Consider the following 26,141-nt stretch of genomic DNA (forward strand, 5'->3'; position numbering starts at 1 on the left):
TCCGAATTTCGGCTCAATACCATGAATTTTGGCCGGCGCGACAGCCAAAGCCTTGCATGTCATTTCCCGGCAACGAAGTAAAAATCCTGCCGGCCCGAGACCGATCCGTAGCTGAACGGCTTTTGTGCACGATTGGTCGCCTCCATGACGTCGTCACGCACGACGTCGAACAGCCGGCGCACCTCGAGACCGGGCTTGCGCATATTATTGACGAACGCCGTGGCAAACGGGCTGTTCCTGCCCTCTCCGTCGAGCGCCATCTCTCCATCCTTTGCGGCATACACCACCAGCGTGCCCGCCTCGGGCTCGATCGACGCAAGGCCGCGCGACACCGAACGCGACGCCAGCGTCATGGTGCGCTTCATCTGGTTGGCGAAGGGATTGTCGCGGCAGGCATCGAGGACGATGAGGCGCAGCCGCTTGGCGCGTTCCGCGGCGTTCAACACCTGGTCCAGCGCCACGGCTTCGAAGCTGACGTCGCGGTCGGACGCGATCTTCGCGTCGATCGGGATCAGATAGTTGACGCCGCCGACCTCCATGCCGTGACCGGCGTAATACACCATCGCCCAGTCGGCGATTTCCGCCTGCCTTGCAAAGTCGCGCAACGCCGCGGTCAACGCATCCTTGCGCAGATCGGTTAGCAGCGTGACGGAATCGAATCCGGTGAGCCTGAGCGTTTCGGCGACGAGCGCCGCATCGCGCGCCGGATTGGTGAGCGCTGCGACATTCTCATAAGCGGAGTTTCCGACCACGAGCGCGATGCGCCTGTCATTTCTGCTTGACGGTCCCGGCAGCGCGATGACCGACGTGGTGGTGGCGGGAACGGTCTTGATGGACGTATCGTCCAGCGCGGCGAGGCGTTCGCGCGCCTTGTCCATCGCCCATTTCGCGCTGTCGTACTTCTGCGGGGCAGCCAGAGCTGCGTTGAAGTCGGCGCGGGCCTTTGCGATCTCGCCCAGCTTCTCGAACACCATTCCGCGGTTTACCAGCGCGCTCTGATGTTGCGGATCATTGCGCAGCGAGTCTTTGAAATCGGCGAGGGCCTGATCGTACCTGCCCTGAAGGAGATAGATGTCGCCGCGGTTGTTGTAGGCCAGCGTCGTCCTCGGCAAAAGCCGGATCGCCTCGCTGAAATCGGCCACGGCACGCTCGGACTGGCCGGTGTCCCGATAGGACAGTCCGCGATTGTTGAACGCATAACCGTAGGTCGGGTCAATGCGAATGACCTCGGAGTATTCGGCGATCGCCCGGGTGTGGTCGCCCTTGCCGGCATAGAGCCGCCCTCGATTGAAGTAGGCGAACTTGAACCTCGGATTGATGCGGATTGCGGCGTTGTAATCCGAAAGCGCGCGCTCGGAATCACCTGCAGCGGCATAGGCCATGCCGCGGTCGTTCAAGGCGTTCAGATTGTTTGCATCGAGCCGGATCGACTCGGTCAGGTCGGCAATGGCCCGATCTACCTCGTTCCGGCGAAGCAGGGCGGCGCCGCGATGCTGCCAGGCAAGCGCGTATTTCGGATCGATGCGGATGGCGTCGCTGAAATCGGAGATGGCGCGATCGTAGTCGCCCTTGTCGCCATATTCGGCACCGCGATTGTCGAACGCCACGGCATCGCGCCCACCGCTCTTTGCGATCAGCCGCGAACACGCGGCGATGCGGTCTTCATGGCCGCGCTGCGCGCAGATTGTCCGGTCATCTGCTGCCGCAAGATCAGCGGCTGCCAGAACTGTGAACAAAAAGAGACTGAAAACCAGTGCAATCCGATTCCGCATGGTCGCCACCCTGCTGCCGAGCCCACAATATAGACAGAGAAAGGCGGCCACACCTGTGATGGTGATCACAGAACCCGTCGGTTGCTTCCCGGGTGCGGCCGCGGAGCATGCTCGCGGTCGCTTCGTTTGCTTGTCATGGGCTCGGCTTGGGCGAAGGCGTCGGTGAAGGGCTGGCCTCCGGCTTCACGACCGCCCCGTCGCCATGAGGCACGCACGTTCCGATATTGCCCAACAAGCGCTTGGCCTGCACATCGCGGGCTTTGGAATAGTCGCGACGCCGCTCGATGTTCATCGCCGCCCATTTGTCCCAGGCATCGAAAGCATCGGCATAGTGCTTGCGCATCTGCTCTTCCGCCGAAAGGCAATCGGTGAACTTGTCAAACACCAGGTCTGTGTTCACAGGCGTCACGCCGCCGACCAGAACCACCAGCATCCACTTCATCGCACTTCACCCATGCTTCCGGATGCAAACGGCGAACAAAGCTCGGCGGTTCCCCGGCGGGGCGGGGCATCAACATCACGCGGCTACGGCGGCGCGCCGCGGCCTCCCCAGCCACACTTGCCATTCACCGCTCAGCCTTGATTCCGAATGCCGGACACAGCTTCGCATTCTCGCGGCTGAATTCGCCCGAGCTTTACCTGGTCACTCCACCCTCTGAAAGCCAAGAGGGCGCAGGGAAGGCCGGGTGCTGACAACGCACCCGCGGTCTGCTGCGCAAAATGCACACGCAGGAAGAACCGCACAGCAGCATACAGGTGGTGCCGATCACTCGGCCTTCCCTGCGCGATGGTCGGACGGCTTATGCCGCGCTCTCCCGGGAGCCGAGTTCCTTCTGGCCTCCCTCGCCCTCACGGAATTCACCGGCACCCGCGCCGGTTGACGCGACTACCGCCTCCGCAAGCGCTTGACCGTAGCAACGACGGCCAGGACCACACGGTTTTGCCGTACGCACGGCCCGCCATTTCGCCGCAGTATTCCCTGGCACCGTCGACAGCGCCGGAAACTTGCAAGACGAGACGAGACCTAGCAGCGTCGTTCGTCCGCGCGCGGCCGCGAGCTCACCGGGGACTACCCTCCCTGCCCGCTACCCGTCGCGCCCGACGCTGCCGCGTCCACCGCAAGCCCGGCTCGCGATCAAGACGACGACGCGATCGCCCCTCAAGGTGAGCCGGGATGGGCGCAGGTGTGCGATATTTCCGAAATTCGGTAAAGGAGAATATTTTTGTGGGGAGGGATTGACGGAGGCGACACAGGGTAGGATGGGTATAGAACGAAAGCGAAACCCATCGATACCGCCCGCCGTGGAACACGATGGTTTCGCAAGTGCTCTACCCATCCTACAGACCCGTCAGCCAGCGCAAGCTCGTTCGATTTCAGTTACGTAGGACGTCCATTCGAACGCAAAGGGGCCGATCTTCGACAGCTTGGTTTCGCTGTCATCTGCGTTTTCGTACGCAAAGTCGGACCAACGCACGACGTCGTCGCTTCGCGACACACGTGCCGTGATAGCTCCGCAGCCAAGGTCTCCGCATTCCGGACAAACATACAGAGCTACGCGGTTGCTCTCACCTATCGGAACGGCCGATGTCAGAAGTCGCGCAAGTCCATCGTTGAGGCGAACGGCAAGCTCGGGCTCTCGTTGAGGGACTGAAAGACAACCGGACAAATCAAAGCTGGAGGCACCGGTGATGGCAAAGAGAGATTGGCCATTGACGACAAAATCGAACGTGTACCGCTCCTTCTTCGCGGGACTTCCGCAACCGCTCCGATGAAGCACTACGAGTTCAAGCTGGTCGGACATTTCCTATCGCTCTGCGCCCAATTGCCGATCAATGCAGCGCGCGCGACGCCGCGCGCCAGCTATAGGACCAGCATAACGCACCGCTAGCATCGAGCCGAGTGCACGCGATACTCTGAAAAAACATCAGCTGTTTAGCTGGATTGGTAGCGGGGGAGCGCTACCGCCTACCCCCACACCGACCAAACCTACGATATCTTATCCAACCGTCCGCGTAGGACTTTTGCGGAGAGCTCCCAGCGCGGGCGTCGACGCCTCAACTGCGTCGTCACTCCGGCTCAGACCGGATGATCCGTGAATGATGGCTGAATGGGCCTGCCGCCGAATACCCGATGTCGCGGTGTCGCCTTCACACGACGCGGACGAGGTTCCGCCAACAGTGCGAGGACACCCCCAAGCCGGCTGTGCGAGGATCTCCGCCCTGGCACGCTGCGTGGCATTCATAAATGACGACGACGCTTGAAAGGCCAGTGATGTACGCCAAAACGATCGAGCAGGGCCGTTTTCCCGCGAGTAAGGCGCGCCCTCGTGCGCGAAACGTCTCGAACTCAAAATGGAGCCGTTGACCTCGCCTGAATGCCAAGGCGATCGAGCAGAAATACCGCAGATCAAGGACCCTCTATGCTGATTATCATCATGACTACCATGCTAACGTAGCCTTGCTACTTGCTTGGGGCCAACATTGTCATCGCAGGAAATTTCCTTCCAGTCGACTGCTGCAGCCGATCGGGATCTAATCTTCGCAATAATCGAGGGTCATCGCGAGCTGTTGGCGCATTACGATGCGGCCCTGTCCGTATCGGCGAAGCTCGATTCGGGACCCGAGTTTGATGCCGCCGAGGAAATCAGCTGTCAAAGGAACCATGCTCTCGCGGAGCATGGGAACGTGCTCATCCGTTCAACCCCAACCACGATCGCGGGCGTGATTGCTCTGACGCGTTACGTCGGCAGCCTACAAGAGTGGGATCTTCCCGATGATGACGCGTGGTATCGGACTTTCTTGGAAGCGCTGGCAGACGCGATCGATGGAATCACCATGGCGCAGCGGCTTGGGCAAGATGGCAACTAAAATGGCGCTCGCTTTCATCTTCCGCGGCATACTTTTCTGGGTGGCAATCGCTGCGCTTCTCTATTTCGTGTGGAAGTTGCCCTTCTGAAGTCTGACGATTGGGGGCTCGCCCGAGCCAGTATCGAGGCAATGAGGAGGGGCGGCTCTTGAACCACGATACTCGCCGGATCCCTGGAAGATGGATGCGAATTATGGCCTTGCCCGAAGCTGATCCTTCTTAGAATCGTCGACCACGACGCCTTTGCCACCGCTGCGCGGCAGGCGCGCCTGCTCCACTGCTGCAGAAGGGGCATCGCTTGAGAAAGATCAAGAGAACTGCGCCCAATTGAGGCAGCAATGTGCCAGGGGGCCGTGCCCATAGCCTCACGAATAGCTGCACGGTCGTTCCGCTAACAGCGCTGAAGTGCCCGAGAAAGCATCCGTTTCCTGGAAATTGGGATACTTCCGGACCTTGCGGAACAAACGACCACAGGAGCCGCTTTGGACCAGCCCCTACCGCCGGTGCTGCGACGTTCTGCACCATGGCGGCGGCTCAGTCTGTTGTCCAGTAGACAAAGACGCTGGGCAGGCCGCCGGCGAAGTGAACTTAGCTATCCGCAATCGCGCATCAATCGGACCGCTCTGCCGATCTTCACTGGCGCAGAGGCTTGCGAGACGTCATCCTGGTCTCCCAGCAAACCACAAGCCGAACATATGCTGCCGACATGGAATTACATCGCGGTCCACGCCCATGGGCGATTGAATTCTTCGAGTATCTCAATCGCCTGCTTCAGATCGTGACGCGATTGACGAACCTCCATGAGACGTGACGTGCGACGCCGTGGGCGGTCAGCGATGCTCCCGCGGATTTCATCCCGATCACCATGATCGGACATGAACCACCGCTGGCGCCTGATCGCATTGGTTTCGGCACCGGCCTAAGCGGCGAGCAAACTGGCACAGGACCAGTATATTGCAGCTTTGTCCCACTTCAGGACGAGACGATAATGTGCATGACCGTCGCCAAGAACGCCGCTCGAGAGAATGATCGTACATCTGCAACTCTCACAGCTCTCCAGCGACGTAGGGAGATTAACCCGGGCCGTCAATTAACTCACGAATTTGCCAATGGAACAGTCAGCTTGAGCTTACTACACTATGTGGAGAGTTGTCGGTTTTCCGACAGGGGCCAAATCCCGTGTCAGGTCGAGTACAGCGGGCATAGTACGCGAACTCTCGAAAAGCCCATTCGCGTTGTGGCTTGCCCAGCGCCGCCTGGCATGGTCACTGCCTAAAACGAATCGATCAAGAAGCAGAGCCACAAAGCAGCAATGCTCACGCTTTCCACCGCATCTCACCCTCGAGGACCGGTCAGCTGATTCAGCTCACTTAACCGGACATTACCCGCTATAAGCATCCGAGACATGTAGACCAGCAAATACTCTCGAACCCGTTGATATGGCACGATGACGTTCGATGACTCGCAGCAAATACCACGATTCGTTCAGTGCCTATTGTCGAGGACATGTTGGTCTTTCGATTGGCACGATGCTTGCTGAAGATCATTCGCTCCAAGGGGGTGCGGGAGACCTGCCAGGGCCTGGAAAAGCGAGATCAGCGCAATGACTTTGATAGGTGGCGTCATTCCGAGCGCGGATATTGTGAAACGAGCAGCGCGCATCGGTGCCGAAGTCAAAAATATCAAGCTGTCAGGCGATCTACCGGATCACGCGATAGCTGCGATCAACAGCTTATTGCTAGAGCACAAGGTGATCTTCTTCCGCAATCAAGGACATCTCAATGACGCTGAGCAGGAGCGCTTTTCCGCTCGTCTGGGAAAGGTAGTGCCACATCCGATACTCGGCGCTACCAAGGGGGCGTCGCTCCTCGAACTGGACTCCACTCGCGGTGGCGGTCGCGCCGACGTTTGGCATGCGGATGGGACCTTTGCCGACGCCTATCCAAAGATCTTGGTCCTGCGGGCCGTGGTAATGCCAACGTTCGGAGGCGACACCGTGTGGTCTAACACAGCTGCCGCTTATCTTGGTTTGCCGTCGCCACTACAACGGCTCGCCGAGGGCCTATGGGCCGTTCACAGCAACGTTTTCGATTACGCCGGGATCGCGCGTCTCCGCGAGGTCGACAAGAAGCACTTTGAGGAGGTGTTCACCAAAGCGGTTTTTGAGACGGAGCATCCCGTCGTGCGCGTCCACCCCGAAACAGGCGAGCGGACGCTAGTGCTCGGCGCCTTGGTGAAGCAGTTTGTTGATGTCCCCAAATACGACGGACAAAAGCTGTTCGACCTATTTCAATCTCACATCACCGCGCCCGAAAACACTGTGCGCTGGAACTGGTTAGAGGGGGATATTGCGATATGGGATAACCGCGCAACGCAGCATTACGCCGTCAACGATTACGGGGACCAGCATCGCGTCGTACGTCGGGCCACGATCGAGGGTGAGGTGCCTGTCAGCGTCGATGGCAGGAGCAGTGTAACGCGCCTGAAGGTGACCGAATGACTGCACGACGACGCGCAGCGCTCTCGGGCTGAAATCGAGAAAACCTGGCAATCTGACTTCTTTAAGGCAAACGCGAAAACACACTCTCCAACGCGATATCTCAGCTCTTAGCGCCAACGCGGCAGCGGCTAGCTTGATGCACGCAAACTATTTAGCGTCGACCGACGGCTTCGAGGAAACTTGAGCATCACTGTCCTTCGCCAGCGGTTTCCCGTTTCAGCTTAGAAAATCCTCGATCAGTGGCCATAAAGCGCGCCAACATAGGGGCGATGAGTTTAGTCGGATCGACCACTTGACCACCCTGGCGAGTAAGGGCTTCTGCATATGCAATGAGATCACGATGCACCGCCGCAGGCAGCTCCACACTTACTTTGACCGGCTTGTCGTCTGGAAGCTCTCCTATTTTTAGTTTTGGCATGTTGTCACCCTCTATACGGTGTAAGTATCAGGTCATGATTGACAAGAACACGTATTGGGAAGCCAGGTCGCACGGTTAGAGTGGGCTGAAGGCTGAGGCTGCGGCGAACCACCTGCTGCCCCGTCTGGTTTAGTGAGTCCGACGCGCCGTGTCGCAATGCCTGGATGATTGCACTGTCGTTGCTATTGGAGTCCGAGCCGGCGCCCAATTCGGTCCCAATCGCCAGAAGCGTCGATAGTGCCGCAGCATTGAACAACTCGCCCCAGTGATTGTCGACCTGATCTTCGAGACCTGCGTATCCGGCAGTGTCAGCGCCAGACTGCCGCTCGAGAACGATCGACCGTCCATTCGGCATGATCAGCCGTGTCCAGACGAGCAGGACGCGGGACTGGCCGAAAGTGACCTGGCTATCGTATACCCCGATCAGGCGCGCGCCCTGCGGTACCAACAAGAACCGACCGGTGGGCGTATCGTATACGTTTTCCGTCACCTGCGCGGTGATTTGGCCTGGAAGATCTGATCTAATCCCTGTGATCAGCGCTCCCGGAATGACCGTCCCGGCCTGCACGATGTATAGTGAGGCGGGCCTGGTGACGCGGTCAGCGCTGACCGTACGGCGATCCACGGAGGCGTTCACGAAGGCAAGCTTTCGGTCCTGACCGCTTTGTGCAGATGCGTCATCCCCGGTCCCCGTTGGATTCGATGGCACGACGCGATCGCTTCCAACAAGCGCCGCGGTGGGCGGACGTACTTCACGTCCGTTCGTCGAAGCGAATAGATGACTGATGCGGGCTGCCTCGGTCTCTTGATCCCGGCGCTGCTGGTCCGGATGAGCGCCAATCGCCGGCGACTGGCCTTGAGCGGCAAGGATCGGTCGACCGAGGTCCCCGGGGAGCGGCGGACCAAGCTGCGGGATTGGCTGGCGCGGAACGCCAGCATAATCCTTCGGCAGGGTCGTAATACCGTCGGCAACATTGTGATGGTCTGTGCTATAAAGCTCCTCCGCCGCCTGATTTCGGGAGCGATTATGCTGCAGCGACCACAGCACAGCCCCACCGATGACAAGCAGGACGACCGCGCTCCCGCCGGCCAAGAGCTTCCGCGACAACCGCGTCACGCGCGGATGCTCTGCTCTCAAGCGGAAGCTTTCCGACCGCTCCACTTGTGTCTCCGTTGGAACTGTTTTCTCGTGATCATTTCCATTGCGGGTGTTCATGACGACGGCCTCCCGTCGGTCCGGACAATACGGACCTTCTGCTGGTGCTCACCGCCGAGCCGGAGTTCGGCGGCTGCAAACAGCCGATCGACGATCAATACGTTACCGTAGGCGCGATAATTGACGAGCTCGGTCTTGCCCTCCGGGCCGATGACAAAGAGCGGTGGCATCTCGCCCTGCACGATGCCTTGCGGGAATTCGACATAGACCTTGCGGCCATCGTCATATGCGGCGATCGGCCGCCAGGGTGGACTGTCCCCTTCGATGACATAGCGGGAGATGCGCCGCGCCGGCTCCGGAAGAACGGGTTTCAGAGCAACTGAACGCGACTGCTCGCGCACTGCTTCCGGATAGTACCAGGCAACGGATGGCATATATGGCCGCTCGCGGGAGCGCAGTTCGATCAGGTAGGTCCGCCGATCGGTATTGACGACCAGGTTAGTCTCGATCGAAGCTCGGGTTGGCTTGACGAGGATATGGACGCGCCGTGTGTCGCCGCTCCCGCTCTCAGTATCGCCCACGACCCAGCGTACGGTATCTCCGGCCGCGATCGGCCCTGATCCCGTCAACTGTTCTCCCTCCTCTAGCGCGATATCCGTGATCTGCCCCGGTGCGGCGTAAATTTGATAAAGCGCCCCGGGACTGTAGGCGTAGATTTGCGCCGCGTTGAAATACCCCCGCTTGCGCGGTTCAACACGGGCCGCACTGTTTGCCATCTCAACCCGGCTCACCGGCTCTATGTTTTCCTTCCCTCCTGACTTACCGCCGAAAGCTGGCTTCCAGAGGGGTGGAACGTGAAGCGGTCTCGGTTTGTCGTCGAGAGCCACCGGTGGTGCCGGCAGCGGAGGAACTTCAGCGTCATAGTTGATCTCCGGCGGAATGTAGGTCGCGCATCCACCAAGCATCGACGAACAAAGCAGGAGAGCGTGGAAACTTGCTCGCTTCGCGAACACGAACTTGGGCCGAGTCGAATTGAGCCCGCTTTGCGCACCTGGATGCTTCGAATGAACGTCAGACGGCGTCTTGGTCACTGACTCAACTCCTTTGACCAGTTGATGGCGCGGACGTAGACGCCAAGGGGATTCTTGCGCAGGCGTTCGGCATCGCGCGGCGACTCGATTGCGATCGTGAGAATTGCTGACCAGCGTTCGGTCGAACTCAGCGAACCGTTGTCGTAACTGCGTTCAGTCCATGCGACCCGAAAGCTCTCCGAAGACGCGCGAATGACGCTCGAGACGTCTACGGAGATTTGAGCCTTGCCCAGTTTGGCAAAGGGGTCATTGTTGCGTGCATAATCGTTGAGCGCAGCCGCGCCACGATCCGTCGTAAAATCATAGGCCCGGAGCCAATTCTGGCGCAGAACGATACCGTCGGCCGGCAAGCCTCTGACGTCCTCGATGAACCGCGCCAGATGGTAGGCGATCTGAGCGTCAGTAGGTTGATAGTCGATGTTGGCCGGCGCAACCCTTTGGGCTTGGCCGAGATGATCGACTTCTACTACCCAAGGCGTGATCGATCCCTGGCTCGATTGCCAGACAAGGCTGCCAGCGAGACCGGCTGAAAGCATCAGGCAGCCGAACGCCATTAGGCGCCAGTTCTTGGCCTGCACGCGGGCAGATCCAATGCGTTCGTCCCAAACCTGCGCTGCCTTTTGGTACGGCGTAATCGGCTCGGGCATGCGCCCGTAGTGAACTGATGGTCGTTTGAACATCGCTGGTTGCCCCCTGATATCGAGTGATTGGTTTCAAGTCTTGCGATAGAAGGTTTGAGGCGCTGCTGTGCGGCGGAGGTGCAGTGGTGCGTCTCAGCGTTCTCCTTCGGACAAATCGACGGAGGAGCCGCTGCCACCATGATCGCCGGAGCGGACGGCGTGGCCAGCGGCGGAGGCACCATGCCGAATCATCTGAACACGTTTCATGCGGCGAGCCCAATCAGGCTGCCCTTCGGCCGGAGCGCTCGCGCTCTGGTCGCCCGCTTGGCCACCTCCGAAGGCAGCCGCTGCTCGACGCAATGGACTCGTCGCAGCCGAAGCGCCAGCCTCCGCGACGCCGGCAAGGCCGCCGCTTCGATAGGCGGCTGTTGCTCCGGTTATGACAGCGCCGCCACCGCGCGCGGCGCCTGCAACCGCACCGCCAGCGAGACCGGCACCGCCAGCAGCAAGTCCCGCACCTGCCGCAACAATGCCGCCAGCAGCAAGGCCTGTTCCAATCGCGGCGCCGGCGCCGAGTTGAGGTCCGCCCGACACTAGGCCGTTTGCGATACCCGGACCGAAGATGCCGAGGCCCAGCAAGGAAAGCGCCGCGAGCACCAGCGTCATTGCGTCTTCGATGGTCGGCTGTGCACCGCCGAAACCTGCGGTGAACTGCGAGAACAGGGTGGAGCCGATGCCGACAATGACGGCCAGGACCAGGATCTTGATGCCGGAAGATATGACGTTGCCCAGAACGCGCTCCGCCGCGAAAGCGGTCTTGCCAAACAAGCCAAAGGGAATGAGCACGAAGCCGGCCAGTGTCGTGAGCTTGAACTCGATCAGGGTGACGAAGAGCTGGATCGCCAGAATGAAGAAGGCGAGCAGCACCACGACCCATGCGAACAGGAGAACGACGATCTGGACGAAATTCTCGAAAAAGCTGATGTAGCCCATCAGGTTGGAGATCGACTCGAGGAGCGGCCGACCGGCATCGAGACCGACTTGAGCGATCTTGCCCGGTCGCAGGAAATCCCCCGCCGCCAGGCTTGTGCCGGACGCTTTCAACCCAAGGCCCGCAAAGCTTTCGAAGACGATGCGCGCCAGGCTGTTCCAATTGCTGATCAGGTAGGCAAAGACGCCGACAAAGAGCGTCTTCTTGACGAGGCGTGCGATGATGTCCTCGTCCGGCCCCCAGCTCCAGAACAACGCGGCAAGCGTGATGTCGATCGCGGCAAGCGTAGTTGCGAGATATCCCACGTCGCCACCCAGCAGCCCGAAGCCGTTGTCGATATAACGCGTGAACGTTTCCAGGAATTGGTCAATGATCCCCGTACCAGTCATGGCTTGCTCGCCTCAGGGGCCGCCAGGTTCGGATATCCGTGCGGGATCCGGCTTTGATCCTTTGGAGCGAGCGCCACGCCGGCGGCGGAATCGTCGCGGCCTGGAACTGCGCCACCGTCTTTCTTGCCAAAGAAGCGACGGCGGTTTTCGGCCCAAACCTGCTTGCAACGCTCATAACCCGCTGCGTGGTCCGCAGTGACGTTGCGGCAGCGCGCGAGGTCTGAGCTGGTTGCGTCTGCCGTCTGCTCCGCCTTCGGCGGCGGAGGAGAACGATCTCCGCCACGAAGTTGAATCGTGCAAGCAGCGACGGCCACTACGCCGATTGTCGTAAGCAGCGACAACGCCTTGAATGCCCGGATGTCGGTCATCAGTGGAACATCTGCACGTTGAATGATTGATAGCCCTGCCCCGCCGTCAGGAAGCGCCGAAGCCGTTCTCGTCCCTGATCCTGGGCCGAGGCGCGCTGAGCCGCTTCAAGGCTTTGCGCTCGCCCCTGCGCCGTCATGACGGCTGTGAGGTCGGCGAGCTGCTGCGCGTTCAGCGCGAGAATCTGATTGCCCGCCTGCGTTGCCTGCAGCGCACCGCTCGCGCCTTGGCTTGAGGTTACGAGCGCGGACGTCTGGATACGGTTGGTGTCGAGGTTGCCAACGATGCCAGCCTGGACACGAAGCGCATCTTGCGTTGCCGCATAAGTGTTTTGCCACCGCGATTGAGCGTTGGTGACCAGCAACTGGCTGGATTGGTTGCCAGTGGCCGGCGCGTAGCTCGTCGAAAACGCGCGATCGATCTGTTGGACGTCGTAGGCGATACGCTGGGCCTGGGCCAGCAATTGTTGAGTACGCTGGATCGAGGATTGCAGTTGCTGCAGAGATGAGTACGGCAGGTTTGCCAGGTTCTTCGCCTGGTTGTTGAGCATCTGCGCCTCGTTCTGCAACGAGGTGATCTGATTGTTGATCTGCTGGAGTTCCCGCGCAGCCGTCAAGACATTCTGGACGTAGTTGTTGGGATCAAAGACGATCCACTGGGCTCGCGCGGGCGCTGTGATGCCCAGGATCAGCGTGACCGTGCCAGCGGCCGCCAACAGGCCAAGACGCCTCATAGTGATTTCTCCAGATTGACGAGATTGGGGAGCAGGTCGAGGGTCCAGGCCAAACCGCGGTGCTGGAGCCAGGCCGGTACGAAGCCGTCAGGTCCATGTTCGGCCAGGACCTGCGTGATGGCAGCCTGGTCGGTCTTGGCAGAGGCCGCAGTGAATGCGAGCGCAATCTCACCAAGGTCAAGTTCGAACATCCGGTTGCCGCGACGGGACTGGCAGTAGTAGTCGCGCTTGGGCGTTGCCCGGCTCAGTAGCTCAATCTGCCGGTCGTTGAGGCCGAAGCGTCTGTAGATGGCTGCGATCTGGGGTTCGATCGCCCTCTCGTTCGGCAGCAACAGCCGCGTTGGACAGCTTTCGATGATAGCAGGCGCGATTGCAGAGCCATCGATGTCCGAGAGCGACTGGGTCGCGAAGATGACGGAGGCGTTTTTCTTCCGAAGGGTCTTCAGCCACTCCCGGAGCTGTCCGGAAAAATCATCGTCGTCGAGGGCAAGCCACCCCTCATCGACAATAAGAAGAGTCGGCCGGCCGTCCAGATGGTCTCCAATCCGATGAAAGAGATAGGCCAGCACGGCAGGTGCCGCGCTCGTTCCAATCAACCCTTCGGTCTCAAATGCCTGGACGGAGGCCTCGCCAAGGCGCTCAAATTCGGCATCGAGCAGGCGCCCGGAAGGACCGCCGAGGCAATATGGTTGCAAGGCGCGTTTCAGAGAGTTCGATTGGAGCAGGACTGACAGGCCCGTCAGGGTACGCTCCACCCTCGGCGCCGAAGCGAGAGATGTTAGCGCCGACCACAGATGAGCCTTGACCTCCGGGGTGATCTCGACCTTTTCCCGGGCGAGGATCGCGCCGATCCATTCGGTCGCCCATCCGCGCTCGGCGGGATCGTCAATCCACGCCAACGGCTGGAGGGCGACTGGCTTTTCGCTCTCGTCGGACAGTGCGCCGCCGAGATCGTGCCAATCACCACCCATCGCGAGCGCGGCCGCCCGGATCGAACCACCGAAGTCGAACGCAAAGACCTGAGAGTTCGGATAACGCCTGAACTGCAACGCCATCAGAGCGAGCAGCACCGACTTGCCAGCGCCTGTCGGTCCTACCACGAGGGTATGCCCGACGTCGCCGACATGGAGCGAAAACCGGAACGGGGTTGATCCCTCAGTCTTGCCGAACAGAAGCGGCGGACCTTTGAAATGCAGATCCCCCGCTTCGCCCGCCCACACGGCCGACATCGGAATCATATGGGCGAGATTGAGGGTGGACACCGGTGGTTGCCGCACATTCGCATAGACATGCCCTGGCAGACTGCCGAGCCAGGCTTCGACGGCGTTCACCGTCTCAATCATGCAGGTGAAATCGCGGCCTTGAATGACCTTCTCGACCAGGCGGAGCTTTTCATCGGCAGCATTGGGATCCTGGTCCCAGACCGTAATGGTCGCCGTGACAAAGGCTTGTCCGATCTGATCGGACCCCAGTTCCTGTAACGCCGCGTCGGCATCAAGCGCCTTGTTGTGGGCGTCGGTATCGAGCAGCGTCGAAGCCTCGTTTGTCATGACTTCCTTGAGAACGGCACCAATCGATTTTCGCTTGGCGAACCACTGGCGGCGGATCCTGGTCAACAGCTTGGTGGCGTCGGTCTTGTCGAGCATGATCGCGCGGGTCGACCACCGATATGAAAACGGCAGGCGATTCAGGTCGTCCAGAATTCCCGGGGTCGTCGCTCCAGGAAAGCCCACGATCGTCAGAACCCTCAAGTTGGCTGAGCCCAACATCGGCTCGAGCCCGCCAGTCAGCGGTTGGTCGGCCAACAGCGCATCGATGTACATGGGGATTTCAGGAACCCGAACGCGATGACGCTTGGTCGAGATCGTCGAGTGCAGATAGGTCAGCGTGTCCTGATCATCGAGCCAGGCGCATTCCGGCATGAACCCTTTGACGAGTTGAAGCACGCGGTTGGTTTGGTCGATAAATCCGCGAAGAACCTCGCGCGCGTCTGCTCCAACGGTGCGATCCCGGCCCTCATAGAGAAGTCGTTCTGCCTTGGCAGCCCCCTCCTCCGGTGGCAAATAGAGGAAGGTCAGGAAATAACTCGACTCATAGTGGGTGCCAGCCTCTTCAAACTGAGCTCTGCGCTCCGCGTCGACCAACGCGGATGCGACATCCGGAAAGGTGCTCGGAGGATAGGCTCCTGCAAAATGGCGCTGCGCCTCAACGAACACGGCCCGGCCGGATCCCAGCCGGCGGAGGGCATTGTTCAGACGGCCGGCGACCGCGACAAGTTCAGCCGGCACTGCGCTATCGAGGTCAGGCCCCCGGAACTTCGCCGTCCGCTGGAACGAGCCGTCCTTGTTCAGGATGATTCCCTCGTCGACCAGGGCTGCCCAGGGCAGGAAGTCGGCGAGCCGCGCATTGGAATGGCGATATTCGGCAAGGTTCATCATGACCGAGAGCTCAGGTGTTGAGATGACCGGGGATGCGCAGATGTCGGCGCACCACATCGACAAAAGCGGGGTCGCGCTTGGCGGCCCAGACAGCGGCCATGTGGCCGATGAACCAGAGAACAAGACCCGCGATCCAGAGCCGAAGTCCGAGCCCTAAGGCTGCCGCAAGCGTGCCGTTGACGATTGCGACCGAGCGTGGCGCACCGCCCATCAGGATGGGCTCGGTGAGTGCGCGATGAACAGGCACAACAAAGCCTGTGACAGGTTCATCCATCAGATCACCACGCCACCGCCGAAGGAGAAGAACGACAGGAAGAAGCTTGAGGCCGCAAACGCGATCGACAGACCGAACACGATCTGGATCAGTCTGCGGAAACCGCCCGAGGAATCCCCGAATGCGAGCGTTAGGCCGGTCACGACGATGATGATGACCGCGATGATCTTTGCGACCGGCCCCTCCACAGACTGCAAGATCTGATTGAGCGGCTGCTCCCACGGCATGTTCGAGCCAGCCGCCCATGCCGGCCCCGCTCCCAAAACAACGATGCCGAACAGTCCCGGCGATGCACCTCGAAGAAAGCGAAATTGCTGACGCATGTCAGTCTCCTGCTGTTGAAAGGCTGTAGTCGCCGGTAGCACCCAGCCCTGAGACGGCCGCGAGCTCAGCGAGGCGGCGGTCAGCGCCGCGTCCCACCAGCACGGCGACGAGGTCGATGGTCTCGGCGATCAGGGCGCGCGGAACCGTGATGACAGCTTCCTGGATGAGCTGCTCGAGCCGGCGCAGCGCGCCGAGCGCAGTCCCAGCATGGATGGTACCGATGCCGCCGGGATGACCGGTGCCCCAGGCCTTGAGGAGGTCGAGTGCTTCGGCACCTCGGACTTCGCCGATCGGGATGCGGTCAGGCCGCAGTCGGAGGGACGAGCGGACAAGATCCGACAGCGTCGCCACACCGTCCTTGGTCCGGAGCGCAACGAGATTGGGCGCCCTGCACTGCAGCTCGCGGGTGTCCTCGATCAGCACGACCCGATCGGAGGTCTTCGCCACCTCGTCCAGGAGTGCATTTGTCAATGTTGTCTTGCCGGTCGATGTCCCACCGGCGACGAGGATGTTCTTCCGTGCTCCGACCGCGTTCTTCAGGATCCTGGCCTGCTCTGAGGTCATGATCTTCTTGGCGGCGTACTCGTCTAGCGTAAACACGGCGACAGCGGGCTTGCGGATAGCAAAGGCCGGTGCTGCAACGACCGGAGGCAAGAGACCTTCGAAGCGCTCGCCTGTTCCAGGCAGTTCGGCCGAAACCCGTGGCGCGCCGGCGTGCACTTCGGCGCCCACATGATGCGCAACCAGACGAACGATCCGTTCGCCATCCGCGGCCGACAGGATTTCGCCAGTGTCGATCAGGCCGGTCGACAACCGGTCGATCCACAGCCGCCCATCGGGATTGAGCATCACCTCGATGATCGCTTCGTCTTCGAGGTAGCCGGCAATCGCGGAGCCGAGCGCGCTACGCAGCATTCGCGCACCGCGCGAACTCGCTTCCGATTGAATGGAATGGATTACCACTATTCGCTCCCACCGAATGAGGACGTCCAACGAGCGTCCTCATGTGGGGATGATTAGAAAAGGCACCGACGGACTTGGCGCAACAGGCGAGTTCGGTGATCGTAGACTGGCGTAGAAAAAGAAAGACTGAAAACTGGTATTTGACGGCTACTCAGTCGCATTGGCTCAGCGCGAGCTGCTGTTCACCACTCCGCATCGTCATCAGCAGGCAGGAGGACGACCGAATCCTCATACAGGCCAACTGACTCAACAGCGTCGGAGATATTAGCAGGCATGAAGAAAGAAATTGAACTCATCCATGAGGCGACGGATCGGCGCCAAGGCAGCACGAACCAGGTCAAGGCCGCGATCTGCAGTGCGACGTTGAGGCCGAACGCGACTTGATAGGCCTGGACCGGCCGATGACCATCGATCGCGATCCATTGCTCAAGGATCAGGCCTGTCACGTATTGCGCCAGGAACGCCCAAGCAAAGTGCAAGACGTTTAGGGCGCCGTTGGCACGACCGGCAAGCTCCGGCGGAAAGTAATCTGCTATTACCGCGAAGCTGACCACCGTTGCCGTTCCGGCAATTGCGACAACGGACCAGGGCAAGATGGACGGCAGAGGCACTCGCAGGATCAAAGCTAGCTCGGCTGAGACAAACAGCACCGCAACCGTCGCTAATACCGTCTCCGCCCCGATGCCCCTTCGTTTGACGTAATGGACGGTCATCCCGAACAACAAGGCGCCGCAGCTCAAAACGATCGACATTATGAACAGCTGTCTTACGAGACTTGCGCGATCAAGCCCCTCCACGTCGGTCAGCCATGGTAATGCCCACAGTCCTTGCAGAGACCAAGCTGATCCAATGCAAGTCGCCGAAAATGGGGCCACTCGCCAGAAGCGACGATCGGCAAAAACGGAGCCAAGGGTGGCGCGCGTTGTTGATGGCACAATGCCTCGTTCGGGCACCACGACATAGATGAGAATGGCCGTCGCACCGGTGGCGGCCGCCAGAATATCAAAGAGCTGCCGCCACCCCATCCAAGCGAGTAGGTGTTCGACGGGAGCCGTAGCAGTCACCGCTCCAAGTGATCCCAGCATGATCATGCAGCCGTTTAGCAAGGCAACTCGTTCCCTAGGAAACCAAAGGACGATGGACTTCAGCCCTGCCGTCAGCGCCGCGGCCACGCCAAGCCCGATCATTGCACGCGCGATCAAAAGAGACAGGAAGCCGGTTGATACTGCGAACAATCCGGCGCCCGTGGCCGCGAGGAAGAGCAGAACACTCTGGACGCGACGCGGACCAAAGCGGTCCAACAAGATGCCGACGGGTATCTGAGCCGCCCCAAAAACAAGGAAATAGACCGACGTAAGCAACCCGAGATCGGCAGTCCCAAGCCCAGCATCCGAGCTGAGATGACTGGCGATCAAAGCGTTGATCGTTCGAAACAGATACGAAAAATAGTATCCAACCGCAAACGGGAGAATTACGCGCGCGGTGAGACGCCATGCCCCTGAAACTTGCATGATGGCCCTTCTTGCTCCTCAGCTCATTGGAGCCGATAGCGCGTCCAGCTTTTTGTGGGCTTGGCCAAATTGCTGCGAACGTAGGCTAGCGTAGAAAAAAGAAGACCGGCGAAATGGTCTGCCTACATGATTCAATCAGGTTTCTTCGACCGGTTCCTGACGGCGGATATCTTCCGGAATCTCGCGGAGAAAGCTTTGCCCCCTTTGCAAGCGGCGCCCGAGCGCCTGGACAAATCCTTCGAAGCGCTCCCGGCCTTTTGCTTGCGCGGCCGCCTGCGCGTCATTGGGCAGTGGCGGCGTGATCGTCAGCCAGAACCGTATGAAGAGCGCCAAGCTTTCGGCCGTCAAACCTACGTCGCGCTCCAACCTCTGCATCTGACGCGACAGCCGATCGAGGCGCCGGGTGAACGCCGCCTCCCGCCTATCCGCTCCGTCGGGTGAAAGAAAGGAGGCGACCGCAGCTTCCACGATCGCAGACCGGGAAAGCTTCTTGCGATCGGCGAGCTCCGAGATCTGTTTCAGCAGCTCTGGCGGGAAATAGACATTCATCCGGTCGCGCATATTACCTCAGAGCTCCATACCGTCGTTCGGGTCCAAGGCGACTTGACGGGCAACACCGCGCATCTGTTGGCGTATGAGCCGGGACTGGCGGACCGCATCTTCGTCGTCGTCAAGCACGGCGGCAAATTCCTCTGTCGGCGTTGGTTCGGTCGTCTCCTTGGCGATCGCGACGTGATCGGGGAGTTCCGGCTCACGACGGAGCCCGCTATTCGCGGTGTCTTCCTCGGCCTCCGCGGCTCTGTCAGTTGGAACTGCCCTCGGCTTCAACGGTCCGAGCGCTGACCATCCGTCCGTTCGCGATGACCGGCCGGCGTTCGCCGGATCGGGCGGTGACAAAACCCGCTCGGTGAACCGGCGATCTTCGTAGTAGCGGACCTTCTTCGCCCGGATCGGCGGCGTGCCCGCCACCATGACGATCTCGTTCATCGGCGGAAGCTGCATGACTTCGCCCGGGGTCAGCAGCGGCCTTGCCGTCTCCTGGCGGGAGACCATCAGGTGCCCCAGCCACGGGTTCAATCTATGACCGGCATAGTTCTTCATCGCGCGCATCTCGGTCGCCGTGCCCAACGCGTCGGACACCCGCTTGGCGGTCCGCTCGTCATTTGTCGCGAAGCTGACTCGGACATGGCAGTTATCGAGGATCGCGTTGTTAGGCCCGTAGGCCTTTTCGATCTGATTGAGCGACTGCGCGATCAAGAAGCTCTTGATGCCGTAGCCGGCCATGAAGGCGAGCGCGGACTCAAAGAAATCAAGCCGCCCCAGCGTCGGGAACTCGTCAAGCATCATCAGGACTCGATGCCGGCGGTCACTGGCGTGCAGATCCTCGGTCAAGCGCCGGCCGATCTGATTCAGCACAAGCCGGATCAGCGGCTTGGTCCGTGAGATATCGGAGGGCGGCACCACGAGATAAAGCGTCGTAGGGTGGCTGTCTGCGATCAGATCGGCTATCCGCCAGTCACAGCAGCAGGTCACCTGGGCCACGACGGGGTCGCGGTACAGCCCCAGGAACGACATTGCGGTAGACAGGACGCCGGAGCGTTCATTCTCGGATTTGTTGAGGAGTTCGCGCGCGGTTGAGGCAACCACAGGATGGGCACCCTGCTCGCCAAGGTGCGCAGTGGTCATCATTGCCTTCAGCGTCGCCTCGATGGGCCGCTTCGGATCGGACAGGAACGCCGCGACGCCGGCCAAGGTCTTGTCCGCCTCGGCATAGAGAACATGGAGTATGGCGCCGACCAGAAGCGAATGACTGGTCTTCTCCCAATGGTTCCGCTTGTCGAGCGAGCCTTCGGGGTCGACCAGGACGTCGGCGACATTCTGGACGTCGCGGACCTCCCACTCCCCGCGCCGGACCTCCAGCAGCGGGTTGTAAGCTGAAGACTTTGGGTTGGTTGGATCGAACAACAGGACGCGGCCGTGCCGCGAGCGGAAACCCGCGGTCAGCTGCCAGTTTTCGCCCTTGATGTCATGCACGATGGCGGAGCCTGGCCAAGCCAGCAGGGACGGGACGACAAGACCGACGCCTTTGCCGGACCGGGTTGGTGCAAAACACAACACGTGCTCCGGCCCGTCATGGCGGAGGTAGTCGCAATCGAGCTTGCCCAGCACCACGCCATCCGGACCAAGAAGTCCGGCCGCTCGGACCTCTTCCGCACCAGCCCAACGCGCTGAACCATAGGTCTCGACATTCTTGGCTTCACGCGCGCGCCACACCGACATGCCGATCGCTACCGCGATCGAAACGACGGTCCCTGATGCTGCGATGAAGGCGCCCTCGACAAAGACCTGTGGCGCGTAGGCATCGTAGACGAACCACCACCAGAAGAAGATCGGCGGATAGTAGATCTTGAAGCCGAACAGCTCGAACCAAGGCCGCCCAAGCTCCGGTTGATAGGCGAGCCGCCAGGCCGTCCACTCGGTTGCTCCCCAGATGGCCAGCAGAACGATCAGGCCGACAACGATCACCTGCCCCCAGAGGATTTTGGTTCCGGACATCCCGAACGCCCTTCCGCAACTGAATTAGCGAGATACCTAGAGGCCGAGGTCTCGCTTGCGACCCAAACCCCATTCGATGCCACCGCCGTCCTTCGCAACTCCGGTGACGTGTTGGCCGAGCCTCTTTTCGAGCTCGCGCGACCAGGGCACGAGCTGGAAGCCGAGCCCGTTGTCGATCATGGCGAACCGACCCGAGGTCAGCGTCAGCCGCTGGCGATACGTGCCCGCCACATGCTCCCCGGATGCGGCATTCACGTGAGCCAACCCGGTGCTGGCCGAGACCTTTGCTGCCACATCGTCCAGTTCACGTCGTCGCAACGTATTCAGGAGATCGCGCTGCAGGATGACGCGTTGGCCCTGCCGCCGCGCCAGGCCCTGCTGGATCAGATGCTCGGTACGGGCTTCCATGGCGTCGCGAGTCTCGCGGCCGAAGCCGCCCATGGCGAGCGGCATGGGGTCCCGTTCGACCAGCCTGTGGTCGAGCCAGGTGGCTCCTTTTGCAGTGATCTGCCCACCGAGGTCGAGATCGGAACGGGTCGCTAGCACCACGGTCGGTGGCGGATCGCCGGCTTGACCCAAGCGTCGGACCTCGACGATGCCGCCCACTGGCGGTGCATGTTCAAAAGCCTCGAGCCCTCGGAAGCGCACGTGGTGCGCCCGTCCGTCGGTTCCGTCGATCAGGGCATAGGCCTCGCCTGTCAGCTCGTCATGCAGTCCCCGGTCGACCAGTCGTCCGACAAGCTGGGATGTCGGCTGGCCGCCCTGGATGACGAAATCAGCAACGCCGCGCGATTCCCCACGCTCGGTAAAGGCGCGGTGCATGGTCTTGATGATGTCGCCGCGCATGCCGAGGTCGCGCAAGCTACGCTCCGCCTCAAGTCCGACCATCCATTCCCCTGATGCGGCGGGTGCGGCAAGGCCCATTTTCTCCAAGTGCTGAAGGCGGCCGACCATCAGCCGCCTGATCTCGGGATCGGACTTGCCGCGATTCTCCGGCCGAAGATCGATGTAGCCAGTCTCATCTGCCGCCAACCGGATCTCCCGGTCGAGCCGCGTCCAGCGGTCTGCCGTGACTTCCCGTTCCAGCGAATTGCGGATCTCGTGCTCCGGTCTCGGACCCAGTTCGATGGCGACCAGTTCCTCGGCGCGTGAACGCAGACCTTGGCTGATATAGTCGCGGGAGATCACGAGGTCCGCTCCTTCCTGATCTACTCCCCGAACGAGAAGGTGGACGTGAGGGTTGTCGGTGTTCCAATGATCGACAGCCACCCAATCGAGCCGCGTGCCGAGATCGGTCTCCATCTGCCTGGCGAGATCGCGGGTGAAGGCCTTCAGATCGGTCATGTCGCCGGCATCCTCGGGCGAGATGATGAACCGGAAATGATGCCGGTCGTCCTTGCACCGTTCTGCGAAAGCCGCGCTATCGGCTCGGTCGCTGCCGGCATCGAACATCTCGGCACGCTCGCCGCTCCGGGTCACGCCATCGCGCTTCAGATATGAGAGGTGGGCGGTCAGTGGCGCTGAACGGAAGGCTCGCCCGTTGTGCCGGACCACGCGCGCTTTCACCACCACACGCCGCGTCGGGCTGAACAATCTGGCGCGGCTAAAGGCGAGGCGCCCGCGGCCAAACGTGGAGCGCCCATAGGCCGCCGAACGCCTGCCCGACCCTGTCTGACCCGAGGTGTGTCCTGCTTTCTTCGCCTCCCGCAGCACCTGGTTGATGAAGCTCTTGGGCTTCGGAGCGCGGGTACTGCGGATGCGCCCAGGCCGGATACGCAGATCGCTGTCGCCCACGCTCACGGCAGCGCCTCCCAACGATCAAAATCGCACATGGTGCCGAAGACGCGTTTGATTGCATTCGTAGAAATGCAAGGCGCGGCACGCGCCCCGACCGACCGGCACGCCAGAACGCAAGCCATGTCAGTGGCTTGCGGTTCGACAGGCGAGCCCCTTTTATCTCGCCGTCCTGCCGTCGTGGTCTCCCGGTCGCCGATTCCCCAAAGAGCCGCCGCGACTCGGCAGCCAACTCGCGAAGCCCCCAGTCCTTCCGCGCGCGTGCGATAGCGATCGTTACCCGAAGGGCCGAGACACCCGTAGGGTGGCTCGGTGAGGAGCGAAGCGACGAGTAGAGCGCGGGCCGAAGGCATCGCCCATACGCCATCACCTTGCGAACCAGCACACTTGGTCATTGCGATGCTCCCGAAGCTGATCGATGGACGAACACGCCAATAGGCCGAGGGACCAAGGGCGAAACATCGGGCGCCGAGATTGCGGTCGCGACTCTGCCGGACGGCATGAGCGACAGCAGCCGATCGCGCGTTTTCATGAGATCGGATCGCGTGACGAACAGCGTCGTAGCTGCTGATGACTGTCCGCTGGATGTCCACTTCGGCGGCAGTTCGATGGCGAGCAGATTTGCAAGCTTCGCGACGTATGCTCGCGTCTCCTCCGGCAGAGAGCCGCCTGCGAGATGCTCTTCATAGCGAGATGGTCCCGCGTTGTACGCGGCAAACACGCCAGGCGAGCCATACCGATCGAGCAGTTCGCGCAAGTACGCCGTGCCGGCCAGAATGTTGTCGTGCGGGTCGTAGGGGTCGTTCCCGAGATTGTAGCGCTCTCGAAGTTCCGCCCAAGTCGCCGGCATGATTTGCATCAGGCCCATTGCGCCTTTTGGCGATCTGGCGTGCACGTCACCAGCACTCTCGATGCTTTGAACTGACCGGATCCAGTTCGGCGCAATCGCAAAGCGTTGCGAGGCTTCATTGATGAAGCCGGCAAATGAGTGAGCGGTCTGATTGATCGCCGGCTGGGCGGCTGATCCGCTCTGGGCCCAAGCAGCACTGTCGCACGCGGTCAGAAGAAGCACCAGAGGCACGACAGCACAAACGCGCTTGCTTAACCGACTCAAGCACGCGGTCGGGCTCGCACCGTCGTTGCCGGCATCGATCGAGACGGACGAATGATCCCGCAATCGATCGAACACGGGAATGGCGAGGAGAACACGTTGAATACGCACCATCACTCCTCCCACGTCCACTCCGGTATCGCACGGCCGATCACGCTAGATGCCGGAAGACATCCAAAATACCGGCCATCAAAAGAGTCGTCCGACTGCCAGTTCATCAGAAACAGCTCACCGTCGCCGACGACGCGGCAGCCCTGCCATTTCGGCAGCGGCCGGCCTCGTCTGTCCCGATCCTTTGCCTCGCCCATTGCAATGTCGTCGACCGAAATCGTGAGGCCGGTTCTGCAAACACTCTGCCCCGGAAGGGCGAGCACGCGCTTCAGCATGGGGACGCCAATGGGCAAATAGCCATTCAGGTCGAAGAAGGTCGCGAGCGGTTCCGGCGGCTGCACGGCGACCAATTCAGTGACTTGGAACTGGTCCGCCGGCCGGAGGCGGTAGAGACCGATCGGCACGCTCGCGGATGCGTTCCAGACGTAAAGCGGAAGCGGCTCCAGGACGATCGTCGCGGTGAGCGCAGCAGGGATCCCAATCGTCACGGCCAGCATCATCAGGCGGCCCGTCATCGCACTACCCTTTGACGATGGAGCCAAGCCAGATGGCGCGCTTTCGTATACGGGCGCGGGTTTTCGTTGACGGACAGGCGGTTATGAACGTGATGCCAGTGATCAGGAGCGACGTCAGCTGGATCGAGGCCGAGTGCCTCAACGGCATCGGTCATTTGCAGCACGCGCTCGACCTTCGGCCAGCCGGACAGACGCAGCAAAATCTCTCCGCCGGGTGTCACATAAGGGACGGTCGAGCAGCGCTGTCCCGGAGCGACCGCGCGCAAGATGTCGATCCGCGAAATGATTGTGCCAAAGTCGTTGGAGGTCCATCGAACGAAGGCAAAGATGCTGCCGGGAGCAAATGACAGGACCCGCCGATGGCGATCGAGCTTCCTTTCTTTGACAATGCGACCGAACCGAACGCGGTTTTCAATGCGCTTCTCGAGCCACAGAACTTCCACTTCCGTGAGATCGCTCATGCCGCGGCTCCCTGACGCTGGAGTTGGCAGCCGTGAGCATTGGGTTCGGCGAAAAGCGTATGCGACTTGCAGAGCCAAACAGGACTGGCGGCCTGCGGCTGCCAATCGCCTCGAACGAGGTTTTCGGCCTGGTGCGTTAGAAGAAACCCGAAGGATTTCTGGTTAGTAGAGTTAGAGCGGCCGGAAAGCGCGAAGAAACAGCCTCTTAAGCTCGATTCCGGTCCCTGATAGCACGAGGATCGGGTCCCCGATAGCACGAGAGTTGCGGTCCCCGATAGCATGAGCTGATTCACAGGTTGTCCTCCGAATTTCGAATGAGACCGCGCCGGCGCAGTGCGTGCCGTCAAGGGATCGACAGGCTTAGGCGCGAAGTTCAGCCGCTCGGTGCCATCAGGATCGCGCGTGAGCACGAGCTGATAGCCGGGCTGTGTCTGGCGCTGGACGATCTGACGAACGTCGTAAGCAAAATGCTTGAGCTGCGAGAGGATGCCGGACTTGGCATGGAGTTGCACAAGGTCAAAGCTCCAGCCGCCATCCTGGTGGCCGCCGTGCTTGCGCACGAGGCGGTAAAGCCACCGCTCAAGTTCGCCCGTCAGATCGAAATAGGCGCGATCGATCGTCAGCACGAGCGCTTCATCGATGACGCCAGCATAGAACCAATCCGGCAGGATCAGCTCGATCCCAAATGGACGACCGTTTGCATCGGCCCTCTCCTTCCATTCGTTGATCCAGGAGAAGCGGTGTCGCCGTCGTTCTGCCGGCTGACGGATCGACGTCAGCACGGTCGTTGACTGAAGTCTGCCAAGACCACCCTTCAGGCGGTCATAGTCACGTGCGCTGGTGCCGCGGCCCACTAACGTCAAAATCTCGTAAGGCGTTGCAGCCATCAGGCGCGAGGTCTGCAAGCTTGCGTCACGGGCTTCGATGATCTGAGATGCTGCCCAAATCAGAACGTCTGCATCCCAAATGGTCGCCATGCCGTGTTCCGGAACAGCTTCGACACGAATTGAGATCGCACCGGTACGAAAATCGATCGGCACAATCCGCTTGGTCTTTGCGAGCGAGAAGAACGGATAGGCCATCAGATCCTGCGCATCGCGCGGCGCGAGATCACCGGGTAGCGCCCGAAAGAGCTCAAGCTGCTCGCGCTCTGAATGGTGTTTGCGCCGCATAGTCACTGC

Annotated in this window: 25 protein-coding genes; 3 read left to right on the forward strand and 22 right to left on the reverse strand. The window is 60.8% G+C overall.

Features of this window, described 5'->3' with window-relative positions:
* Window positions 1-59: 59 nt before the first annotated feature.
* From ABIA45_RS19175 to ABIA45_RS19185, 3 genes are all read right to left on the reverse strand, one after another.
* Entirely contained in the window at window positions 60-1,772 is a 1,713-nt protein-coding gene (locus ABIA45_RS19175) for a tetratricopeptide repeat protein (protein ID WP_404653201.1), read from the reverse strand.
* Window positions 1,773-1,905: 133 nt separating this feature from the next.
* Complete coding sequence (locus tag ABIA45_RS19180; protein ID WP_404653202.1) at window positions 1,906-2,214, reverse strand: hypothetical protein; 309 nt, start codon at window positions 2,212-2,214, stop codon at window positions 1,906-1,908.
* Between the two features lie 907 nt (window positions 2,215-3,121).
* Window positions 3,122-3,574 carry a hypothetical protein gene (locus ABIA45_RS19185; protein WP_404653203.1) on the reverse strand — a complete coding sequence of 151 codons (453 nt, stop codon included), beginning with the start codon at window positions 3,572-3,574 and terminating at the stop codon, window positions 3,122-3,124.
* 679 nt (window positions 3,575-4,253) lie between these two features.
* Between ABIA45_RS19185 and ABIA45_RS19190 the strand changes: the two genes are divergently transcribed.
* From ABIA45_RS19190 to ABIA45_RS19200, 3 genes are all read left to right on the forward strand, one after another.
* The gene (locus ABIA45_RS19190; RefSeq protein ID WP_404653204.1) at window positions 4,254-4,640 is read left to right on the forward strand and encodes a hypothetical protein; all 387 of its coding nucleotides are present in this window, start codon (window positions 4,254-4,256) and stop codon (window positions 4,638-4,640) included.
* A gap of 501 nt (window positions 4,641-5,141) precedes the next feature.
* Window positions 5,142-5,420, forward strand: coding sequence for an FMN-binding negative transcriptional regulator (locus ABIA45_RS19195; protein WP_404655703.1), 279 nt, complete (start codon window positions 5,142-5,144; stop codon window positions 5,418-5,420).
* A gap of 812 nt (window positions 5,421-6,232) precedes the next feature.
* Window positions 6,233-7,138: a TauD/TfdA family dioxygenase gene (locus tag ABIA45_RS19200; RefSeq protein ID WP_346656602.1), complete on the forward strand. Its 906-nt coding sequence runs from the start codon at window positions 6,233-6,235 to the stop codon at window positions 7,136-7,138.
* A 187-nt stretch (window positions 7,139-7,325) separates the two neighbouring features.
* Here ABIA45_RS19200 and ABIA45_RS19205 read toward each other — a convergent pair whose 3' ends face one another.
* From ABIA45_RS19205 to ABIA45_RS19295, 19 genes are all read right to left on the reverse strand, one after another.
* The gene (locus tag ABIA45_RS19205) at window positions 7,326-7,556 is read right to left on the reverse strand and encodes a DUF2274 domain-containing protein (protein ID WP_036006848.1); all 231 of its coding nucleotides are present in this window, start codon (window positions 7,554-7,556) and stop codon (window positions 7,326-7,328) included.
* A gap of 4 nt (window positions 7,557-7,560) precedes the next feature.
* Window positions 7,561-8,772, reverse strand: coding sequence for a TrbI/VirB10 family protein (locus ABIA45_RS19210; protein WP_404653206.1), 1,212 nt, complete (start codon window positions 8,770-8,772; stop codon window positions 7,561-7,563).
* Window positions 8,769-9,803: a P-type conjugative transfer protein TrbG gene (trbG, locus tag ABIA45_RS19215; RefSeq protein WP_404653208.1), complete on the reverse strand. Its 1,035-nt coding sequence runs from the start codon at window positions 9,801-9,803 to the stop codon at window positions 8,769-8,771. The genes ABIA45_RS19210 and trbG overlap by 4 nt, the downstream gene beginning before the upstream one ends.
* Window positions 9,800-10,483, reverse strand: coding sequence for a conjugal transfer protein TrbF (gene trbF / locus ABIA45_RS19220; protein WP_225123873.1), 684 nt, complete (start codon window positions 10,481-10,483; stop codon window positions 9,800-9,802). The genes trbG and trbF overlap by 4 nt, the downstream gene beginning before the upstream one ends.
* A gap of 93 nt (window positions 10,484-10,576) precedes the next feature.
* A complete protein-coding gene (gene trbL / locus ABIA45_RS19225) occupies window positions 10,577-11,803 on the reverse strand; it encodes a P-type conjugative transfer protein TrbL (RefSeq protein ID WP_404653210.1) in 1,227 nt (408 codons plus the stop codon).
* Complete coding sequence (trbK-alt, locus tag ABIA45_RS19230) at window positions 11,800-12,171, reverse strand: putative entry exclusion protein TrbK-alt (RefSeq protein ID WP_036006838.1); 372 nt, start codon at window positions 12,169-12,171, stop codon at window positions 11,800-11,802. The genes trbL and trbK-alt overlap by 4 nt, the downstream gene beginning before the upstream one ends.
* Window positions 12,171-12,902: a P-type conjugative transfer protein TrbJ gene (trbJ, locus tag ABIA45_RS19235; protein WP_404653212.1), complete on the reverse strand. Its 732-nt coding sequence runs from the start codon at window positions 12,900-12,902 to the stop codon at window positions 12,171-12,173. Before trbJ ends, trbK-alt begins: the two co-directional genes overlap by 1 nt.
* Window positions 12,899-15,340, reverse strand: a complete 2,442-nt coding sequence (gene trbE / locus ABIA45_RS19240; RefSeq protein WP_404653213.1) for a conjugal transfer protein TrbE — start codon at window positions 15,338-15,340, stop codon at window positions 12,899-12,901. The genes trbJ and trbE overlap by 4 nt, the downstream gene beginning before the upstream one ends.
* 10 nt (window positions 15,341-15,350) lie before the next feature.
* Window positions 15,351-15,614: a VirB3 family type IV secretion system protein gene (locus ABIA45_RS19245; RefSeq protein WP_092295110.1), complete on the reverse strand. Its 264-nt coding sequence runs from the start codon at window positions 15,612-15,614 to the stop codon at window positions 15,351-15,353.
* Window positions 15,614-15,937 (reverse strand): TrbC/VirB2 family protein, encoded by a 324-nt coding sequence (locus tag ABIA45_RS19250; RefSeq protein WP_225173587.1) that lies wholly within the window; start codon window positions 15,935-15,937, stop codon window positions 15,614-15,616. Before ABIA45_RS19250 ends, ABIA45_RS19245 begins: the two co-directional genes overlap by 1 nt.
* A 1-nt stretch (window position 15,938) precedes the next feature.
* A complete protein-coding gene (gene trbB / locus ABIA45_RS19255) occupies window positions 15,939-16,853 on the reverse strand; it encodes a P-type conjugative transfer ATPase TrbB (RefSeq protein ID WP_225123868.1) in 915 nt (304 codons plus the stop codon).
* Window positions 16,854-17,083: 230 nt separating this feature from the next.
* Window positions 17,084-18,412, reverse strand: coding sequence for an MFS transporter (locus tag ABIA45_RS19260; RefSeq protein WP_404653216.1), 1,329 nt, complete (start codon window positions 18,410-18,412; stop codon window positions 17,084-17,086).
* 135 nt (window positions 18,413-18,547) lie between these two features.
* Window positions 18,548-18,973 (reverse strand): CopG family transcriptional regulator, encoded by a 426-nt coding sequence (locus tag ABIA45_RS19265; RefSeq protein WP_404653217.1) that lies wholly within the window; start codon window positions 18,971-18,973, stop codon window positions 18,548-18,550.
* Between the two features lie 6 nt (window positions 18,974-18,979).
* On the reverse strand, window positions 18,980-20,968 hold the full coding sequence (locus tag ABIA45_RS19270; protein ID WP_225173585.1) for a conjugal transfer protein TraG: 1,989 nt from the start codon (window positions 20,966-20,968) through the stop codon (window positions 18,980-18,982).
* 36 nt (window positions 20,969-21,004) lie between these two features.
* Window positions 21,005-22,768 carry a relaxase/mobilization nuclease domain-containing protein gene (locus ABIA45_RS19275; RefSeq protein WP_404653218.1) on the reverse strand — a complete coding sequence of 588 codons (1,764 nt, stop codon included), beginning with the start codon at window positions 22,766-22,768 and terminating at the stop codon, window positions 21,005-21,007.
* 385 nt (window positions 22,769-23,153) lie between these two features.
* Window positions 23,154-23,987, reverse strand: coding sequence for a lytic transglycosylase domain-containing protein (locus ABIA45_RS19280; protein ID WP_404653220.1), 834 nt, complete (start codon window positions 23,985-23,987; stop codon window positions 23,154-23,156).
* Window positions 23,987-24,499: a S26 family signal peptidase gene (locus ABIA45_RS19285; RefSeq protein ID WP_225123863.1), complete on the reverse strand. Its 513-nt coding sequence runs from the start codon at window positions 24,497-24,499 to the stop codon at window positions 23,987-23,989. The genes ABIA45_RS19280 and ABIA45_RS19285 overlap by 1 nt, the downstream gene beginning before the upstream one ends.
* Window positions 24,496-24,960: a DUF2840 domain-containing protein gene (locus ABIA45_RS19290; protein ID WP_404653222.1), complete on the reverse strand. Its 465-nt coding sequence runs from the start codon at window positions 24,958-24,960 to the stop codon at window positions 24,496-24,498. Before ABIA45_RS19290 ends, ABIA45_RS19285 begins: the two co-directional genes overlap by 4 nt.
* On the reverse strand, window positions 24,957-26,138 hold the full coding sequence (locus ABIA45_RS19295) for a replication initiator protein A (protein WP_404653224.1): 1,182 nt from the start codon (window positions 26,136-26,138) through the stop codon (window positions 24,957-24,959). Before ABIA45_RS19295 ends, ABIA45_RS19290 begins: the two co-directional genes overlap by 4 nt.
* Window positions 26,139-26,141: the final 3 nt, after the last annotated feature.

Origin of the sequence: Bradyrhizobium sp. USDA 336, assembly GCF_044908355.1 — a bacterium.
GTDB classification, from domain to species: domain Bacteria; phylum Pseudomonadota; class Alphaproteobacteria; order Rhizobiales; family Xanthobacteraceae; genus Bradyrhizobium; species Bradyrhizobium yuanmingense.

Excerpts from the sequence above, each read along its gene's own strand:
- ABIA45_RS19175 (WP_404653201.1), bottom strand. The coding sequence starts at position 1,772 with ATGCGGAATCGGATTGCACTGGTTTTCAGTCTCTTTTTGTTCACAGTT.
- ABIA45_RS19180 (WP_404653202.1), bottom strand. The coding sequence starts at position 2,214 with ATGAAGTGGATGCTGGTGGTTCTGGTCGGCGGCGTGACGCCTGTGAAC.
- ABIA45_RS19185 (WP_404653203.1), bottom strand. The coding sequence starts at position 3,574 with ATGTCCGACCAGCTTGAACTCGTAGTGCTTCATCGGAGCGGTTGCGGA.
- ABIA45_RS19205 (WP_036006848.1), bottom strand. The coding sequence starts at position 7,556 with ATGCCAAAACTAAAAATAGGAGAGCTTCCAGACGACAAGCCGGTCAAA.
- ABIA45_RS19210 (WP_404653206.1), bottom strand. The coding sequence starts at position 8,772 with ATGAACACCCGCAATGGAAATGATCACGAGAAAACAGTTCCAACGGAG.
- trbF (WP_225123873.1), bottom strand. The coding sequence starts at position 10,483 with ATGTTCAAACGACCATCAGTTCACTACGGGCGCATGCCCGAGCCGATT.
- trbL (WP_404653210.1), bottom strand. The coding sequence starts at position 11,803 with ATGACTGGTACGGGGATCATTGACCAATTCCTGGAAACGTTCACGCGT.
- trbK-alt (WP_036006838.1), bottom strand. The coding sequence starts at position 12,171 with ATGACCGACATCCGGGCATTCAAGGCGTTGTCGCTGCTTACGACAATC.
- trbJ (WP_404653212.1), bottom strand. The coding sequence starts at position 12,902 with ATGAGGCGTCTTGGCCTGTTGGCGGCCGCTGGCACGGTCACGCTGATC.
- trbE (WP_404653213.1), bottom strand. The coding sequence starts at position 15,340 with ATGATGAACCTTGCCGAATATCGCCATTCCAATGCGCGGCTCGCCGAC.
- ABIA45_RS19245 (WP_092295110.1), bottom strand. The coding sequence starts at position 15,614 with ATGGATGAACCTGTCACAGGCTTTGTTGTGCCTGTTCATCGCGCACTC.
- ABIA45_RS19250 (WP_225173587.1), bottom strand. The coding sequence starts at position 15,937 with ATGCGTCAGCAATTTCGCTTTCTTCGAGGTGCATCGCCGGGACTGTTC.
- trbB (WP_225123868.1), bottom strand. The coding sequence starts at position 16,853 with ATGCTGCGTAGCGCGCTCGGCTCCGCGATTGCCGGCTACCTCGAAGAC.
- ABIA45_RS19260 (WP_404653216.1), bottom strand. The coding sequence starts at position 18,412 with ATGCAAGTTTCAGGGGCATGGCGTCTCACCGCGCGCGTAATTCTCCCG.
- ABIA45_RS19265 (WP_404653217.1), bottom strand. The coding sequence starts at position 18,973 with ATGCGCGACCGGATGAATGTCTATTTCCCGCCAGAGCTGCTGAAACAG.
- ABIA45_RS19270 (WP_225173585.1), bottom strand. The coding sequence starts at position 20,968 with ATGTCCGGAACCAAAATCCTCTGGGGGCAGGTGATCGTTGTCGGCCTG.
- ABIA45_RS19280 (WP_404653220.1), bottom strand. The coding sequence starts at position 23,987 with ATGGTGCGTATTCAACGTGTTCTCCTCGCCATTCCCGTGTTCGATCGA.
- ABIA45_RS19285 (WP_225123863.1), bottom strand. The coding sequence starts at position 24,499 with ATGACGGGCCGCCTGATGATGCTGGCCGTGACGATTGGGATCCCTGCT.
- ABIA45_RS19290 (WP_404653222.1), bottom strand. The coding sequence starts at position 24,960 with ATGAGCGATCTCACGGAAGTGGAAGTTCTGTGGCTCGAGAAGCGCATT.